We start from the raw sequence: 14,540 nt of genomic DNA on the forward strand, positions 1-14,540 counted from the left end.
GGAGACCTCACAGGTCTTCTGCCGCCGGGCGAGCGTGCTCCCGCCGGCGCAGGCTTCCTCCCGCGACCGGCTTCCCGGCCCGGCGTACTCACCGGCCGCTGAAGGCCCACTCGGGCAGCGTGCCGCTGCCGATGAGCGCGGAGAGCAGCCCCGCCATCGAGTGCTCGGGGTCGAGCTCGACCGCGAGGTCGATGAACGCTCCGCCCGCCGAACCCCGGCCGAGCGACCACGAGAGCCAGGCCGCGATGCAGAGCGGGCCGACGCGGTGGGTCGGCGGTGCGTTCGCGATCGTGCGGCGGAGCAACGCGAGCGCCCGTTCGACCCGGCCCACGTCGGGCCGCAGCTGCGACTGGCCGATCATGAGGCGGGAGAGCATCTCACTCACCTCGCCGGAGGTGCCGGCCACCAGCTCGCGCACGACTAGGCCGTCGACGGTCTCGTCGCGCTCGGCCGCCCGCTCTGCGGTGGCGATCGCATCGTCGTGGGCAGCTTCGCCGACCAGTGCGCCGAACGCGATCTGCAGCATCATCGCGTCGCGTACGGCGGGGACGGACGCAAGATGCAGGAACCACGCGAGCCGGAGGGGCGGATGCACGGCGCCCCGCCCGAGCAGCGTCTCGACGAGCGCCACCGGATCGCCGTTCACGCCCAGTCGCCTGAGCGCTGCCTCGCGCCCGGCGCCTGCGAGTTGGTCGAGCGCCTCCGCGATGCGATCGGCGACCGCGGGTTCGACGGGAGGCAGGGAGGCGCTCGCGGACGGTGACGACGCCACCTCTCGCGCATCGCCGGCGAGCCTCGCGACCGGGCTCTCGTCGATGAGGGCGAGCGGATGCCCCGTGACCGGTGTCGCCGGATCGAGGAGCGATCCCCAGCCGTCCGCGGCCCGGCAGAGCGCGTCGCGCACGAGGAAGCCGGCCTCCTCGGCTCGCGACGTGAGCATTCCGAGGAGCGCACGCTGCGGCATCCCCCGTCCGCTGCCGAATCGGGCCTCGGTGTACACGATCGGAACGACGGCGTCGACACCCCGCATCCGGCACAGCGTGGCGACCACGGCGGCGGCGAGCGAGGCGCGATCCGCGGCTCGCCGCGGCAGGTCGTATCGCAGCACGCCCGCCGTGCGGTTGCCGCTGAAAGCCACGCAGAGGAGCGACCGGCGAGGATGGAAGCCCGCCAGCGACGGGACGAGGGCGAGGAAGTCGTGCGCTGCTTCGGCGCGGATGATGGTCGTCATGCGGTGAGCGTGACCCCGCTTGCCCCCGATGGAGCGGGGCCGTCGACGATCGGTGGCCGAGCGCGACGCGATCGCCATTGTGGAGGACGGGTGCGCCGACTCCTCCTCCACAGCGAGGCGATTCGGCCACGATTCGCAATGTCCGATTCCCGCGAGCTCGTGTCGCAGGGCGGGGTTACGCTCGGATCATGACGAACGTGTACCTCATCCGCATCGACAGCCCGATCGGGCGCCTCGAACTCGTCGCCGACGACGACGCCGTCACCGCGCTCTCCATCGAGAGCGGCGGCTCGCTCCCCCACGACGACCAGCCCGAGCACCCGAACGACGTGCTCCGCCTCGCTCGCGAACAGCTCACCGAGTACTTCGCCGGCCAGCGCCTCGACTTCGACGTGCCGGTGCGCCTCACCGGCACCCCCTTCCAGCAGGCCGTCTGGGCCGAGCTCGAGCGCCTGCACTGGGGTGAGGCCACCTCTTACGGCGCCCTCGCCGCCGCCGTCGGCAAGCCGGGTTCGGCTCGTGCCATCGGCGGTGCCGTCGGCGCGAACCCCGTGCCGATCATCGTGGGCTGCCACCGCGTGCTCGCGAGCGACGGACGCATCACCGGCTACTCCGGCGGCGAGGGCGTTCCCACGAAGCTCTGGCTCCTCGGCCACGAGCAGATCGGGTTCGCCGCGTGAGCGTCATCCCCCGACCAGAGATCGTCATCGGCGACGACGGCCTCGCCAGGTGCGGCTGGGGGGCTTCGGACCCCGAGTACCGCCGCTACCACGACGAGGAATGGGGCACGCCCCAGCACGATCCGGTGCGGCTCTTCGAGAAGGTCTGCCTCGAGGGGTTCCAGGCCGGCCTGTCGTGGATCACGATCCTGCGACGCCGACCGGCGTTCCGCGAGGTCTTCCACGGCTTCGATGCCGAACGAGTCGCCGGCATGGGCGACGCCGACGTCGAGCGGCTGCTCGGCGACGAGCGCATCATCCGCCACCGCGGCAAGATCGAGGCGACGATCCAGAACGCCCGCGCGACGCTCGAACTCGAAATGCCGATCGACGAGCTGCTCTGGAGCTTCGCCCCCGCGCCCCGCGAGCTCGCGCCCGTCACCTTCGCCGAGGTGCCGGCCACGACGGCCGAGTCCGCAGCGATGAGCAAGGAGCTGCGTCGTCGCGGATTCCGCTTCGTCGGGCCGACGACGATGTATGCGCTCATGCAGGCTGCCGGCATGGTCGACGACCACCTGGCGGCATGTCACCGCTCGGCCCACGCCGAAGCAGCCTGATTCCCGACAACGCCGTTCCGACGGGGGCGTGCCGTCAGGCCACAAGCTCGAGCTCGCGTGCCCTCGCATCGTCGCGTGCCGGCCCGAGCGAGAGTGAGAACCCCGCATCGGCGGCCCACTCGAGCAGTTCGCCGATCGAGTCGATGCGTGGCCGGCTGGTCAGCACCGCTCGGGTGAAGAGCCCCTTGGCTCGCTTGTTGAAGTGGTTCAGGGCTCGTCTCCGGCCCGATCCGTCGACCGAGACCACCCGTACGAACGCTGAATCAGCGTGCGCGGGCACGGGTCCGAGGTCGACGTACGCCTCGGAGCGCAGATCGAGGATGAGGCCGCCCTCCGCCCCGAGCTCGGCGGTGATCGAATCGCGCCAGAGCGATTTCAGCCGCATCGACGGCAGGCGAGAGTCGTGGGAGAGCCGGTACGCCGGGATCGGATCCATCGCGCCGAGCAACCCGAAGAGCGCCGAATGCACGACCACGTGATCGCCGGCGTAGGCGCGAGCGCGAGCGTCGAGCGTCGGAGCATCGAGCGCGTCGAAGAGCACGCCGGTGTAGCGATCGAGCGCCGGCATCGTGGGCGAGCGCAGCAGGTCGCGGTTGCGATCCACCTCGTGCGCCTGCCGCGGCCCGAGCTTCAACGCTCGCATCATGTCGACAGGCTGCAACGCGAGCTCCGTCAGCGCGGCGGTGGTCGTCGCTCGAACCGATGTGAGCGAGCCGAACGAGAGTTCGTGCAGTTCGAGGACGCTGCCCGCGCCCCCGTCGCGCTTGGTCTCGGACGGCGGAAGGAGCAGCCGCACTACGAGCCGATGAAGGCGAGCGCCGCTTCGACGTTCGAGCCGAGCGATTCGATGCTGTCGACCGTCACTCGCGGCAGCGCCGACGAGGGACCGGTCCAGGCCGCGTACCCCTCGAGGCTCTGCTCCACGGCGCGCCACGTGGTTTCCTCGAGATGCGGGAGCCCGCGCTCGCGCTTCTCGAGGCGGGCACGGTGCAGCGCCTCGTCGGAGCACACGACCTCGATCACGCGCAGGCGCACATCGGCACGCTCGGCGAGATCGCGCCACTGCAGCCGAGCCGCCTCACCGGCGTTGACCGCGTCGACGATCACCGTGCGGCCCGACTCGAGCTCCTTCTCGGCGATCTCCTCGGCCACGAGGTAGGCCGCGAGGCCGGTCGGCTGGTCGGCGTCGATGCCGGCCCGCAGGATCGCAGACTCGATCGGGTCGACGGACACGACCGTGGCGCCGAGCCGGGCGCCGACGATCTCACCGATCGTCGACTTTCCCGCACCCGGCAGCCCGGCCATGACGATGAGCTGGGTGACGCTCAGGTCACCGAACTGGCGTTCGATCGGCTGCTCCCCCTGCATCCGCTACTCCTCAGACGAGTTCGGCGCGGGATGCGACGACCTGCACCGCATTCGCCTGCACCGACAGGAATCCGTCATCGGCGTTGGCGGTGATCTTCTCACCGCCGGGCAGGGTGACCCGCACCTCGCCGCCGGCGAGGATCGCGAGCATCGGCTCGTGACCCGGCAGGATGCCGATCTCGCCTTCGACGGTGCGCGCCACCACCATGGTCGCCTCGCCCGACCAGACCTGCTGGTCGGCCGAGACGACACTCACGTTGAGGCTGGCCATGCTCAGCCGTTCTCCTTCTGGATCTGCGCCCACTTCTCTTCGACGTCGGAGATGCCACCGACGTTGAAGAAGGCCTGCTCGGCCACGTGGTCGAACTCGCCCTTGGCGATCGCGTCGAACGACTCGATCGTGTCCTTGAGCGGAACCGTCGAGCCCTCGACACCGGTGAACTTCTTCGCCATGTAGGTGTTCTGCGAGAGGAACTGCTCGATGCGGCGCGCACGCGACACCGTGATCTTGTCTTCCTCGGAGAGCTCGTCGACACCGAGGATGGCGATGATCTCCTGCAGTTCCTTGTTCTTCTGGAGGATCTGCTTGACCGTGGTGGCGACGCGGTAGTGGTCTTCACCCAGGTACCGGGGGTCGAGGATGCGCGAGGTCGACGTCAGCGGGTCGACGGCCGGGTAGAGGCCCTTCGACGCGATGGCGCGGGAGAGCTCGGTCGTCGCGTCGAGGTGGGCGAAGGTGGTCGCCGGAGCCGGGTCGGTGTAGTCGTCGGCGGGGACGTAGATCGCCTGCAACGAGGTGATCGAGTGTCCGCGCGTCGAGGTGATGCGCTCCTGCAGAACGCCCATCTCGTCGGCGAGGTTCGGCTGGTAGCCCACAGCCGACGGCATGCGGCCGAGCAGCGTCGAGACCTCGGAACCGGCCTGCGTGAAGCGGAAGATGTTGTCGATGAAGAGCAGCACGTCCTGCTTCTGCACATCGCGGAAGTACTCCGCCATGGTCAGGGCCGACAGGGCGACGCGCAGACGCGTTCCCGGCGGCTCGTCCATCTGGCCGAAGACGAGGGCGGTCTTGTCGAAGACGCCCGCCTCCTCCATCTCGTGGATGAGGTCGTTGCCCTCACGGGTGCGCTCGCCGACACCGGCGAACACCGACACACCACCGTGGTCCTGCGCGACGCGCTGGATCATCTCCTGGATGAGGACGGTCTTGCCGACACCGGCACCACCGAAGAGGCCGATCTTTCCACCCTGCACGTACGGCGTCAGGAGGTCGATGACCTTGATGCCGGTCTCGAACATGGAGGTCTTCGACTCGAGCTGGTCGAATGCGGGCGCCTTGCGGTGGATCGGCCAGCGCTCGGTGATCTCGATCTGCTCGCCCGGCTCCGCGTTCAGCACCTCGCCGATGACGTTGAAGACCTTGCCCTTGGTGACATCGCCGACGGGCACCGAGATCGATGCGCCGGTGTCGGTGACCTCCTGGCCGCGGACGAGGCCGTCGGTCGGGTTCAGGGCGATCGCGCGAACGAGGTCGTCACCGAGGTGCTGGGCGACCTCGAGCGTCAGCACCGAGGTGGTGCCCTCGATCGTGACCTCGGTCTTCAGCGCGTTGTAGATGGGAGGGATCGAGTCGTGCGGGAACTCGATGTCGACCACGGGGCCGGTGACCCGGGCGACGCGGCCGACGGCGCCGGCCACAGGCGCGGCCGCGGCCGGGGCGGTAGCGGTGTCAGTCATGTGTTCTCTCTCTTCGTAAGGGGCTACTTGGCGGACGACAGCGCGTCAGCGCCGCCCACGATCTCGGAAATCTGCTGGGTGATCTCGGACTGGCGCGCATTGTTCGCCAGACGCGTGTAGTCGGTGATGAGCTTGTCGGCGTTGTCGGAGGCCGACTTCATCGCCTTCTGCGTCGCAGCGTGCTTGGCCGCCGACGACTGCAGCATCGCGTTGTAGATCCGGCTCTCGATGTAGACCGGGAGGAGGCCGTCGAGGACAGTCTCCGCGTCGGGCTCGAACTCGTAGAGCGGGAACACCTCGTGCTTCGTCGACGCCTCAGGGGCCTCGTCGCTCTCGACGACCTCGAGCGGGAGCAGGCGGGTGACCACCGGAACCTGGGTGATGCGGCTCACGAAGCGGTTGTAGACGATGTGGATCTCGTCGACGCCGCCGTCGCCAGCGTCCCGCAGGAACGCCTCGAGCACGGCATCGGCGATCTCCTTCGCCGTGTCGAAGTCGGGGTTGTCGGTGCCGCCGATCCAGCTGCGCTCGAACGAGCGGTGCCGGAAGTTGAAGTAACCGACGGACTTGCGGCCGACGAGGAAGTACTCGACCTCTTTGCCCTGGGTCTTCAGGAGCTCGGTGAGCTCCTCGGCTTCACGCAGCACCTGCGAGTTGAACGCGCCGGCGAGGCCGCGGTCGGACGTGAAGATTACGATCGCGGCGCGATCGATGCGCTCCGGCTCGGTCGTCAGCACGTGCGCCACGTTCGAGTAGCTCGCAACGGCCGAGACGGCGCGAGTGATGGCGGTCGAATACGGCTCCGACGCCGCGACGCGGGCCTGAGCCTTCTGGATCCGCGAGGCGGAGATGAGCTCCATCGCTCGCGTGATCTTCTTGGTCGTCTGGGCGGATTTGATCTTCTGCCGGTAGACCCGAAGCTGCGCTCCCATGTTTCTCCTGTGTCCTGTCTTCCTGGTGCTGAGGCTCTCGATGCGACCCCGTGAGGTCAGTTCCCGTCGAGAGCCTCAGGGAACCTCGGAATGACTAGCGGCGACCCTTGACGATCTTCTCCTGGACGACCTCTTCTTCAGCGATCGCCTCGAACTGCTCGGACCCGACCGACGCGAGCGGCTTGCCCTCGCCCGTCTGGAACTCGAGCTTGAACGTGTCGACTGCCGTAGCGAGTTCGGCCGCGGTCTCGTCGGAGAGCACGTTGGTCTCGCGGAGCGAGTCGAGCACCTTGGTGTTGCGGGCGAGGAAGTCGTGCAGCTCGCTCTCGAAACGGAGGATGTCTTCGACCGGAACCTCGTCGAGCTTGCCGTTGGTGCCGGCCCAGATCGAGACGACCTGCTTCTCGACCGACATCGGCGAGTACTGCGGCTGCTTGAGCAGCTCGGTGAGGCGAGCGCCTCGAGCGAGCTGACGGCGGCTCGCGGCGTCGAGGTCGGACGCGAACATCGCGAACGCCTCGAGCGAGCGGTACTGCGCGAGCTCGAGCTTCAGCGTGCCGGAGACCTTCTTGATCGACTTGACCTGTGCGTCACCGCCGACTCGGGAGACCGAGATGCCGACGTCGACAGCAGGGCGCTGGTTCGAGTTGAACAGGTCGGACTGGAGGAAGATCTGGCCGTCGGTGATCGAGATCACGTTGGTCGGGATGTAGGCCGAGACATCGTTGGCCTTCGTCTCGATGATCGGCAGACCCGTCATCGAGCCGGCGCCGAGCTCGTCGGAGAGCTTCGCGCAACGCTCGAGCAGACGCGAGTGCAGGTAGAAGACGTCACCGGGGTACGCCTCGCGTCCCGGCGGACGACGGAGGAGCAGCGACACGGCGCGGTAGGCCTCGGCCTGCTTCGACAGGTCGTCGAAGATGATGAGGACGTGCTTGGAGTCGTACATCCAGTGCTGGCCGATGGCCGAGCCGGTGTACGGCGCGAGGTACTTGAAGCCGGCCGGGTCGGAGGCGGGAGCCGCGACGATCGTCGTGTACTCCATGGCTCCGGCGTCTTCGAGGGCGCCCTTCACCGAGGCGATGGTCGAGCCCTTCTGGCCGACGGCGACGTAGATGCAGCGAACCTGCTTCGACGGGTCGCCCGTCTCCCAGTTGGCCTTCTGGTTGATGATCGTGTCGATCGCGATGGCCGTCTTGCCGGTCTGGCGGTCGCCGATGATGAGCTGGCGCTGGCCGCGGCCGACGGGGATCATGGCGTCGATCGCCTTGATCCCGGTCTGCAGCGGCTCGTGCACCGACTTGCGCTGCATGACGCCGGGCGCCTGCAGCTCGAGGGCACGACGACCCTCGAGGCCGGTGATCTCGCCGAGGCCGTCGATCGGGTGGCCGAGCGGGTCGACGACACGGCCGAGGTAGCCCTCACCGACGGGGACGGAGAGGACCTCGCCGGTGCGGGTCACCTCCATGCCCTCTTCGATGCCGGTGAACTCGCCGAGCACGACGACGCCGATCTCGTCTTCGTCGAGGTTCTGCGCGAGACCGAGCGTGCCGTCCGCGAAGCGGATCAGCTCGTTCGCCATGACCGAGGGAAGACCTTCGACGTGCGCGATGCCGTCGCCGGCGTCGGTGACGTACCCGACCTCGGTCTTCTCCGCCTGTCCCGGCTCGTACGACGAGACGAACTCCGAGAGAGCCGAACGGATCTCGTCGGGGCTGATGGTGAGTTCTGCCATTGTCTTTTCCCTTTTTCTGTACCGGTTGTACAGCTACTGGTGTGTCACGGCGCGAGCGCCGGTCGTTTCAACCGGCGTCAGCCGGCAAGCTTCTGCCGCAGCGAACTGAGGCGCGAGGCGACGCTGCCGTCGATGACGTCGTCGCCGATCTGCACGCGGATCCCGCCGAGCACGGCGGGATCGACGATGGTGTCGAAGCGGACACGGCGGCCCGCCTGGACGGCGAGGCCCTGCTCGAGCCGGCCCAGCTGGGCGGCGGTGAGCGGAACGGCACTCGTGACCGTCGCGATGTCGAATCCGCGCTGGTCGGCGACGACGGATGCCCCGTGGCGGAGCAGCTCGCCGATGCGGCGCCCGCGCGGCTGCTGCACGAGGTGCCGCACGATGACGACCGCCTGCGGCGAAGCCTTGCCGACGAGGAGCCGGTCGACGATCTGCGTCTTGCCTGCGGTCTCCCCGAGCTTCGACCCGAGCGCGAGCTCGAGTTCGGCGTCGCCCGCGACCGCACGCTCGAATGCGAGCAGCTCGGCGTCGAGGTCGACGGTGTCGGGAGCCGAGTCCGCGGCGACGCGGATGCCGATCTCTTCGACGCCGGCCAGGAAGTCGTCGCCCGACGACCACCGGCGCGAAGCCGCGCTCACGAGGAGCGAGGCGGCCTCGGCCGGGATGCGGGCGCCGAACACTGCCTCGACGAGTGCGCGCTTCTGCGCGACATCCGCCTCGGTGTCGATGAGTGCGGTGCGCAGGTGCGCGGACTCGCCGATGACACGGCCGGCGGCGAGGAGGGCCTCGGCGACGGGGAGCTCGGCGCGACCGAGCTCCGCCAGCGCGGCCTTCGAGCCGGCCAGGGCCTCTCTCGTAGCGCTACCCATGGACTACTTCTTCCCCCCGGCGGTGGCCTCGGAGGCCTCCAGTTCGGCGAGGAACCGGTCGACGACGGCGGTCGCCTTGGCGTCGTCGGAGAGCGACTCGCCGATGACACCCGATGCGAGGTCGATGGCCAGCGTGCCCACCTCGGAGCGGAGCGAGACGAGTGCCGTCTGGCGCTCGGCCTCGATCTGCGCCTGGGCGCTCGCGGTGACGCGCGCGGCCTCGACGGTGGCGGCCTCCTTGGCCTCGGCGACGATCTTCTTGCTGTCGTCGCGAGCCGTCTCGCGGATGCGACCGGCTTCGGTGCGCGCGTCGGCGAGCTGGGCGGTGTACTCCTCGAGTGCCGCCTCGGCCTTGCGCTGCGCCTCGTCGGCCTTCGCGATGTTGCCCTCGATCGCCTCGCCGCGCTCATCGAGCAGCTTCTGCACGCGCGGAAGCACGTACTTCCAGAAGAAGATGAGGATGATGATGAAGCAGACCGACGACCAGATGATGTCGTACCACTCCGGAATCACCGGGCTGTGGGTCTCGCCACCCTCGGTTGCAGCGCTCAGTACTGCATGAAGCACGTTGGCCTCCTCAGTTGCGGCGAATGGATCAGACGAAGATGAAGTAGGTGGCGATGCCGATGAAGGCGAGCGCCTCGGTGAAGGCGATACCGATCCACATCAGCACCTGGAGGCGGCCGGCCAGCTCGGGCTGACGGGCGACGCCCTCGATCGTCTTGCCGACGACGATGCCGACGCCGATGGCCGGGCCGATGGCCGCGAGGCCGTAGCCGACCGTCGCGATGTTGCCGTTGATCTCAGCGAGAACGGTGGTTGCGTCCACGTTGGGTTTCCTTTCCTAGGGAATGTTCTGGGCGGATGCCCGGGCTCAGTGCTCTTCTGCGACCGCGAGCTGGATGTAGACCGCGGTGAGGAGGGCGAAGACGTACGCCTGCAGGACGGCGACGAGGACCTCGAACAGCGTGAACGCGAGGCCGAAGGCCAGCGTTCCGACGCCGAGCAGGGTCCACCAGCCGCTCATCTGCACGACGAAGAACTGCGTCGCCGCGAAGAAGAGCACCAGCAGGAGGTGGCCGACGATCATGTTCATCATGAGTCGGAGCGTGAGGGTGATCGGGCGGATCACGAACGTCGAGATGAGCTCGATCGGAGTGACGATGATGTACACCGGCCACGGAACACCCGAGGGGAAGAGCGAGTTCTTGAAGAAGTTCTTGGGGCTCTTCTTGACGCCCGCGTAGATGAAGGTGACGTACGCGACGATCGCGAGCACGAGCGGCACGCCGATGACGGAGGTGCCGGCGATGTTCAGGAACGGGATGACACCCGTGAGGTTCATGAACAGGATCATGAAGAACATGGTCGTGAGGATCGGCAGGAACCGCTTGCCGTCCTTCTTGCCGAGCAGGTCGTCGGCGATGTTCACGCGCACCATGTCGAGACCCATCTCGACGAGGCTCTGGAAGCGCCCCGGCACGACGCTCATGCGACGGGTGCCGAGCCAGAACACGAGCAGCAGCGCGGCGACCGCGACGAAGCGGACGAGCATGATGCGGTTGATCTCGAAGGGGGTGCCTTCGAAGAACAGTGCTCCAGGGAAGAATTCGTCGATCGACGGCCCGTGGAAGCCACCATCATCGGTTGACATCGGAACCAGCAGGTTCAGAGCGTTAGCTAGCAGCGCTTTCTCCTGTTTCGGGGCGTGGAGCTCGGCTCTCGCGGCGACGAACATGGACCTCGGCAGCCCATGCGCGAGCAGGGCAGAACCGTGGGGGGATCCCCATTACTCTAGCAATACTTCGGGCTGCCGACGAATCGCGGAGCGCGTCTCATTCGTCGGTGGGACCCTTCGGCAGTTCGACGTCGCTGACGTAGGGCAGGCGCGACTTCGCGACGACGATCACGTCGACCGCGAGCGACGCCAGCACGCCGGCGACGAGGCTCAGGAAGAGCGCCGTCGTGTTCAGCCAGTCGGCGTCGCGCAGCACTACGACGAGCACGATGAAGACGATGAACTTCAGGATCCAGCCGCCGAGCACGATGCCGAAGAACGCGCCGACGAAGAGGTCGCTCGAGGCGAAACGGTTCGCGGCGAGGATGCTCGCCGCGGTGATGCCCATGAAGACGACCGCCATGAGCGTGCCGATGAGGGCGCCGAGGAGGCCGGGCACGCCCGCGAGGAGGTAGCCGAGGATCGCGCCGACGACGAGGATCACGCCGGCGAGCACGCCGCCCCAGACGAGCGCCCTCCGCAGCACGGGGTTCGAGGTCGGGGTGCGGTCTGCTGCAGGTCGTGCGTCGTTCATCGTGCTCCAGGTTCGGGGTCTCCAGAGTCTACCGAGCCGTCCTGAGCAGCGGCCGGGCGGTTCGCCGAGTCGGCGGCGACGGCGGCGGCGGTGCCCGCGAGCTCGTCGAGCCCCGTCGCATCCGCTTCGGGGACGTCGGCGACGGCCTCGGCCTCGGCAGCGACGGTGAGTCGCTTGCGGCGGCCGAGCGGGGCGAGCGTGAACACGGCGCAGATGACGAAGCCGATGAAGAGCGCGAGGAGCGCCCAGAGCGACGAGATCTTGAAGTAGACCGGGAAGACGTAGGTGAGGAGGCATCCGACCGAGGCGACCGCGGTCCAGGCGTAGAGGATCAGCACCGCGTGGAGGTGGGAGTGACCCATGTCGAGCAGCCGGTGGTGGAGGTGCTTGCGGTCGGCCGAGAACGGCGACTTGCCGGCGCGGAGACGGCGCATCACCGCGAGCCCGAAGTCGAGCAGCGGGATCACGAGCACCGCGAACGGCAGCAGGATCGGGATGAACGCGGCGACGAACTGGTTGAGGCCGACGCCCGTGGGGTTCAGCTGACCGGTGACGGCGACGGCGGAGGTCGCCATGAGCAGGCCGATGAGGAGGGCGCCCGCGTCGCCCATGAAGAGCTTCGCGGGGTGCCAGTTGAGCGGCAGGAACCCGGCGCACGCGCCGACGAGGATGACGGCGACGAGCGAGGCGAGGTTGAAGTAGTTGGTCGGCGAGGTCTGCTGCACGAGCAGGTAGGAGTAGAGGAAGAACACGCCGTTCGCGATGAGGGCGACGCCCGCGACGAGGCCGTCGAGACCGTCGATGAAGTTCACCGCGTTCATCACGAGCACGATGACGAAGACCGTGATGATCGCGAACATCCACGAGGAGCCGACCGTGATACCGCCGATCGGCAGCGACACGATCGAGACGCCCTGCCAGGTGATGAGCCCGGCGGCGAGGAACTGGGCGGCGAGCTTCGTCGTCCAGTCGAGGTCCCAGATGTCGTCGGCGACGCCGACGATCACGATGAGGAGCGCGGCGCCGAGGATCGCGAGGATCTGGCCCGGGTTCTGGAAGACGATCGCGATGTTCGAGAACCGCGACGAGCCGAGCGTCGAGATGAACGCCGCCGCGCCGAATGCGATGAGGATGCCGACGAACATCGCGACGCCGCCGAGACGCGGGGTGGGCCGCGTGTGCACGTCGCGCTCGCGGATCTTCGGGTAGAGCTTGTACTTCAGGCTCAGCTTCCAGACGATGATCGATCCGCCGAAGGTGACGAGCGCCGTCAGCAGTGCGATGGCCAGGAAGAGGGTCATGAGGCGGCGGCGTCCCCGTCGTCGGATGCCGCTGCGCCGTCGGGCTCGGCGGCCGGTGCTGCCTCGGGCTCGGGCGCGACGGTCGGCGCGGCCTCGGACGTCGTCTCGGCGGCCACCGTCTCGGATGCCGCGGCTCGCGCGGGCTCGAGGAGCTCCTCCCCCACGACCTCGGCGATGCGCTCGCGCGAGATCACGCCGGCGCGCACGATGCGGAGACGGCCGCCCTCTCGGGCGAGCGCCGTCGCGTCGACGATGGTCGAGGACGTGTCGCCCTCGCGCTCACCGATGGCCTCGTAGGAGCCGCCGGCCGGGCCGCCGTCGAGGTAGATCGCCACGGACTCGCCGAGCATCTCCGCGGCGCCGGCAGCCGTGGTCGCCGAGGGCTCGCCCGAGCGGTTCGCCGACGAGACCGCGAGCGGGCCCGTCTCGGCGAGGAGTTCGAGGGCGATCGGGTTCGCCGGCATGCGGAGGGCGACGGTGCCGCGCGTCTCGCCGAGGTCCCACTGCAGCGAGGGCTGGGCGTGGAGGATCACGGTCAGGCCGCCGGGCCAGAACTCGCCGACGAGCTGGCGCACGGCGGGCGGCACCTCGCTCGCGAGGGCGTCGAGGGTCGGGATGCCGGGGATCAGCACCGGAGGCGGCGAGGTGCGGTCGCGCCCCTTCGCGTCGAGGAGCCGGGCGACGGCCTTCGCGTCGAAGGCATCGGCGGCGACGCCGTAGACGGTGTCGGTGGGGATGACGACGAGCTCCCCGCGCCCGATGGCGCTCCGAGCGAGGCGCATACCGGTGAGGAGCTCTGAGTCGACCGAGCAGTCGTAGATGGCAGTCATGACCTGCCGATTCTAGACCAGCAGTCCGGGGCGGAACGGCGTGCGGCAACGGATGCCGCGGCGCAGGCGTGCGCCGCGGCATCCGCTGCCCTGCACCGCCTCAGCGGCGCCCGGCCTTGCGCCGGAACAGCACGCTGCCCCAGACGATCGAGACGAGCAGGATCGCGAGGCACCAGCCGAGCGCCCACCAGACGGTGTCGTCGACCGGCGTGTCCATCAGGAACCCGCGGATCGTCTCGATGATGGGTGTGATCGGCTGGTATTCGGCGACCCACTGCAGCCACTCGGGCATCGTCTCGACCGGCACGAAGGCACTCGAGACGTACGGCAGGAACAGCAGGATGAAGCCGAACCCGCTGGCCGCCTCGGGGCTCGACGCCGCGAGACCGATCGCCGCGAAGAGGTAGGTGATCGTCAGGATGTAGAGCGCCACGAGGCCGAACGCGGCGAGCCAGCCGAGCGGCGTCGCGTCGGGGCGGAAGCCGACGAGCAGGGCGACGACGATCACGACGGCGGTCGCGACGAGGTTGCGCACGAGGCTCGCGACGACGTGGCCAGTGAGCACGGCGCCGCTTCGGAGCGGCATCGTGCGGAACCGGTCGATGATGCCGGTGGTCATGTCTCGCGAGACCGAGATGGCCGTCGAGGAGGCTCCGAAGCCCGCGCACAAGAGGATGATGCCCGGCACGACGTAGTCGACGTAGCCGCCCGACGGGTCGATCGCGTTGCCGAAGATGAAGGTGAACATCAGCATCAGCATCGTCGGCAGGATGATCGCCATGAGCAGGGCCTCGACGTCGCGCACCGAATGCCGGAAGCTGCGGCCGATGAAGGTCGATTCCGCGGTGAACGCGCCGAGTCGTGCGCGAGCGGGTGCCGCCGATGAGGCGGGAACGGCCGGGCGGGGCGGGGCGGTGGTGGCGGTGGTGGTTGCGGTCGTCGTCAT

At 68.7% G+C, this 14,540-nt stretch carries 17 protein-coding genes; 2 read left to right on the forward strand and 15 right to left on the reverse strand.

Annotation, left to right across the window (positions count from 1 at the left end; translation table 11 throughout):
• Positions 1-88 precede the first annotated feature (88 nt).
• Complete coding sequence (locus VPH61_RS11380) at positions 89-1,231, reverse strand: DUF4192 family protein (RefSeq protein ID WP_332063604.1); 1,143 nt, start codon at positions 1,229-1,231, stop codon at positions 89-91.
• 188 nt (positions 1,232-1,419) lie between these two features.
• On the opposite strand from VPH61_RS11380, the gene VPH61_RS11385 reads away from it, so the two are divergent.
• The gene (locus VPH61_RS11385) at positions 1,420-1,911 is read left to right on the forward strand and encodes a methylated-DNA--[protein]-cysteine S-methyltransferase (protein ID WP_332063605.1); all 492 of its coding nucleotides are present in this window, start codon (positions 1,420-1,422) and stop codon (positions 1,909-1,911) included.
• 5 nt (positions 1,912-1,916) lie between these two features.
• Positions 1,917-2,507, forward strand: a complete 591-nt coding sequence (locus VPH61_RS11390; RefSeq protein WP_332063755.1) for a DNA-3-methyladenine glycosylase I — start codon at positions 1,917-1,919, stop codon at positions 2,505-2,507.
• Positions 2,508-2,541: 34 nt separating this feature from the next.
• Here VPH61_RS11390 and VPH61_RS11395 read toward each other — a convergent pair whose 3' ends face one another.
• The 14 genes from VPH61_RS11395 to VPH61_RS11460 form a co-directional block, all read right to left on the reverse strand.
• Complete coding sequence (locus VPH61_RS11395) at positions 2,542-3,303, reverse strand: YaaA family protein (RefSeq protein WP_332063606.1); 762 nt, start codon at positions 3,301-3,303, stop codon at positions 2,542-2,544.
• The gene (locus VPH61_RS11400; RefSeq protein WP_332063607.1) at positions 3,303-3,875 is read right to left on the reverse strand and encodes an AAA family ATPase; all 573 of its coding nucleotides are present in this window, start codon (positions 3,873-3,875) and stop codon (positions 3,303-3,305) included. The genes VPH61_RS11395 and VPH61_RS11400 overlap by 1 nt, the downstream gene beginning before the upstream one ends.
• Before the next feature lie 10 nt (positions 3,876-3,885).
• Complete coding sequence (locus VPH61_RS11405; protein WP_056014040.1) at positions 3,886-4,146, reverse strand: F0F1 ATP synthase subunit epsilon; 261 nt, start codon at positions 4,144-4,146, stop codon at positions 3,886-3,888.
• 2 nt (positions 4,147-4,148) lie between these two features.
• On the reverse strand, positions 4,149-5,612 hold the full coding sequence (gene atpD, locus VPH61_RS11410; protein WP_332063608.1) for a F0F1 ATP synthase subunit beta: 1,464 nt from the start codon (positions 5,610-5,612) through the stop codon (positions 4,149-4,151).
• Positions 5,613-5,635: 23 nt separating this feature from the next.
• Positions 5,636-6,544, reverse strand: coding sequence for a F0F1 ATP synthase subunit gamma (locus VPH61_RS11415; RefSeq protein ID WP_332063609.1), 909 nt, complete (start codon positions 6,542-6,544; stop codon positions 5,636-5,638).
• Positions 6,545-6,638: 94 nt separating this feature from the next.
• Complete coding sequence (atpA, locus tag VPH61_RS11420; protein ID WP_332063610.1) at positions 6,639-8,279, reverse strand: F0F1 ATP synthase subunit alpha; 1,641 nt, start codon at positions 8,277-8,279, stop codon at positions 6,639-6,641.
• Positions 8,280-8,356: 77 nt separating this feature from the next.
• Positions 8,357-9,151: a F0F1 ATP synthase subunit delta gene (locus tag VPH61_RS11425; protein WP_332063611.1), complete on the reverse strand. Its 795-nt coding sequence runs from the start codon at positions 9,149-9,151 to the stop codon at positions 8,357-8,359.
• A 3-nt stretch (positions 9,152-9,154) separates the two neighbouring features.
• Positions 9,155-9,718, reverse strand: a complete 564-nt coding sequence (locus tag VPH61_RS11430) for a F0F1 ATP synthase subunit B (RefSeq protein ID WP_332063612.1) — start codon at positions 9,716-9,718, stop codon at positions 9,155-9,157.
• 28 nt (positions 9,719-9,746) lie between these two features.
• Positions 9,747-9,980, reverse strand: coding sequence for an ATP synthase F0 subunit C (gene atpE, locus VPH61_RS11435; protein WP_022888426.1), 234 nt, complete (start codon positions 9,978-9,980; stop codon positions 9,747-9,749).
• 45 nt (positions 9,981-10,025) lie between these two features.
• Entirely contained in the window at positions 10,026-10,805 is a 780-nt protein-coding gene (atpB, locus tag VPH61_RS11440; protein ID WP_332063613.1) for a F0F1 ATP synthase subunit A, read from the reverse strand.
• Positions 10,806-10,986: 181 nt separating this feature from the next.
• A complete protein-coding gene (locus VPH61_RS11445) occupies positions 10,987-11,463 on the reverse strand; it encodes a hypothetical protein (RefSeq protein ID WP_332063614.1) in 477 nt (158 codons plus the stop codon).
• Entirely contained in the window at positions 11,460-12,764 is a 1,305-nt protein-coding gene (locus tag VPH61_RS11450; RefSeq protein ID WP_332063615.1) for an MraY family glycosyltransferase, read from the reverse strand. The genes VPH61_RS11445 and VPH61_RS11450 overlap by 4 nt, the downstream gene beginning before the upstream one ends.
• The gene (locus VPH61_RS11455; protein ID WP_332063616.1) at positions 12,761-13,594 is read right to left on the reverse strand and encodes an L-threonylcarbamoyladenylate synthase; all 834 of its coding nucleotides are present in this window, start codon (positions 13,592-13,594) and stop codon (positions 12,761-12,763) included. Before VPH61_RS11455 ends, VPH61_RS11450 begins: the two co-directional genes overlap by 4 nt.
• Positions 13,595-13,694: 100 nt before the next feature.
• Complete coding sequence (locus VPH61_RS11460; protein ID WP_332063617.1) at positions 13,695-14,540, reverse strand: ABC transporter permease; 846 nt, start codon at positions 14,538-14,540, stop codon at positions 13,695-13,697.

This window comes from Agromyces sp. CCNWLW203, assembly GCF_036576125.1.
GTDB lineage: Bacteria > Actinomycetota > Actinomycetes > Actinomycetales > Microbacteriaceae > Agromyces.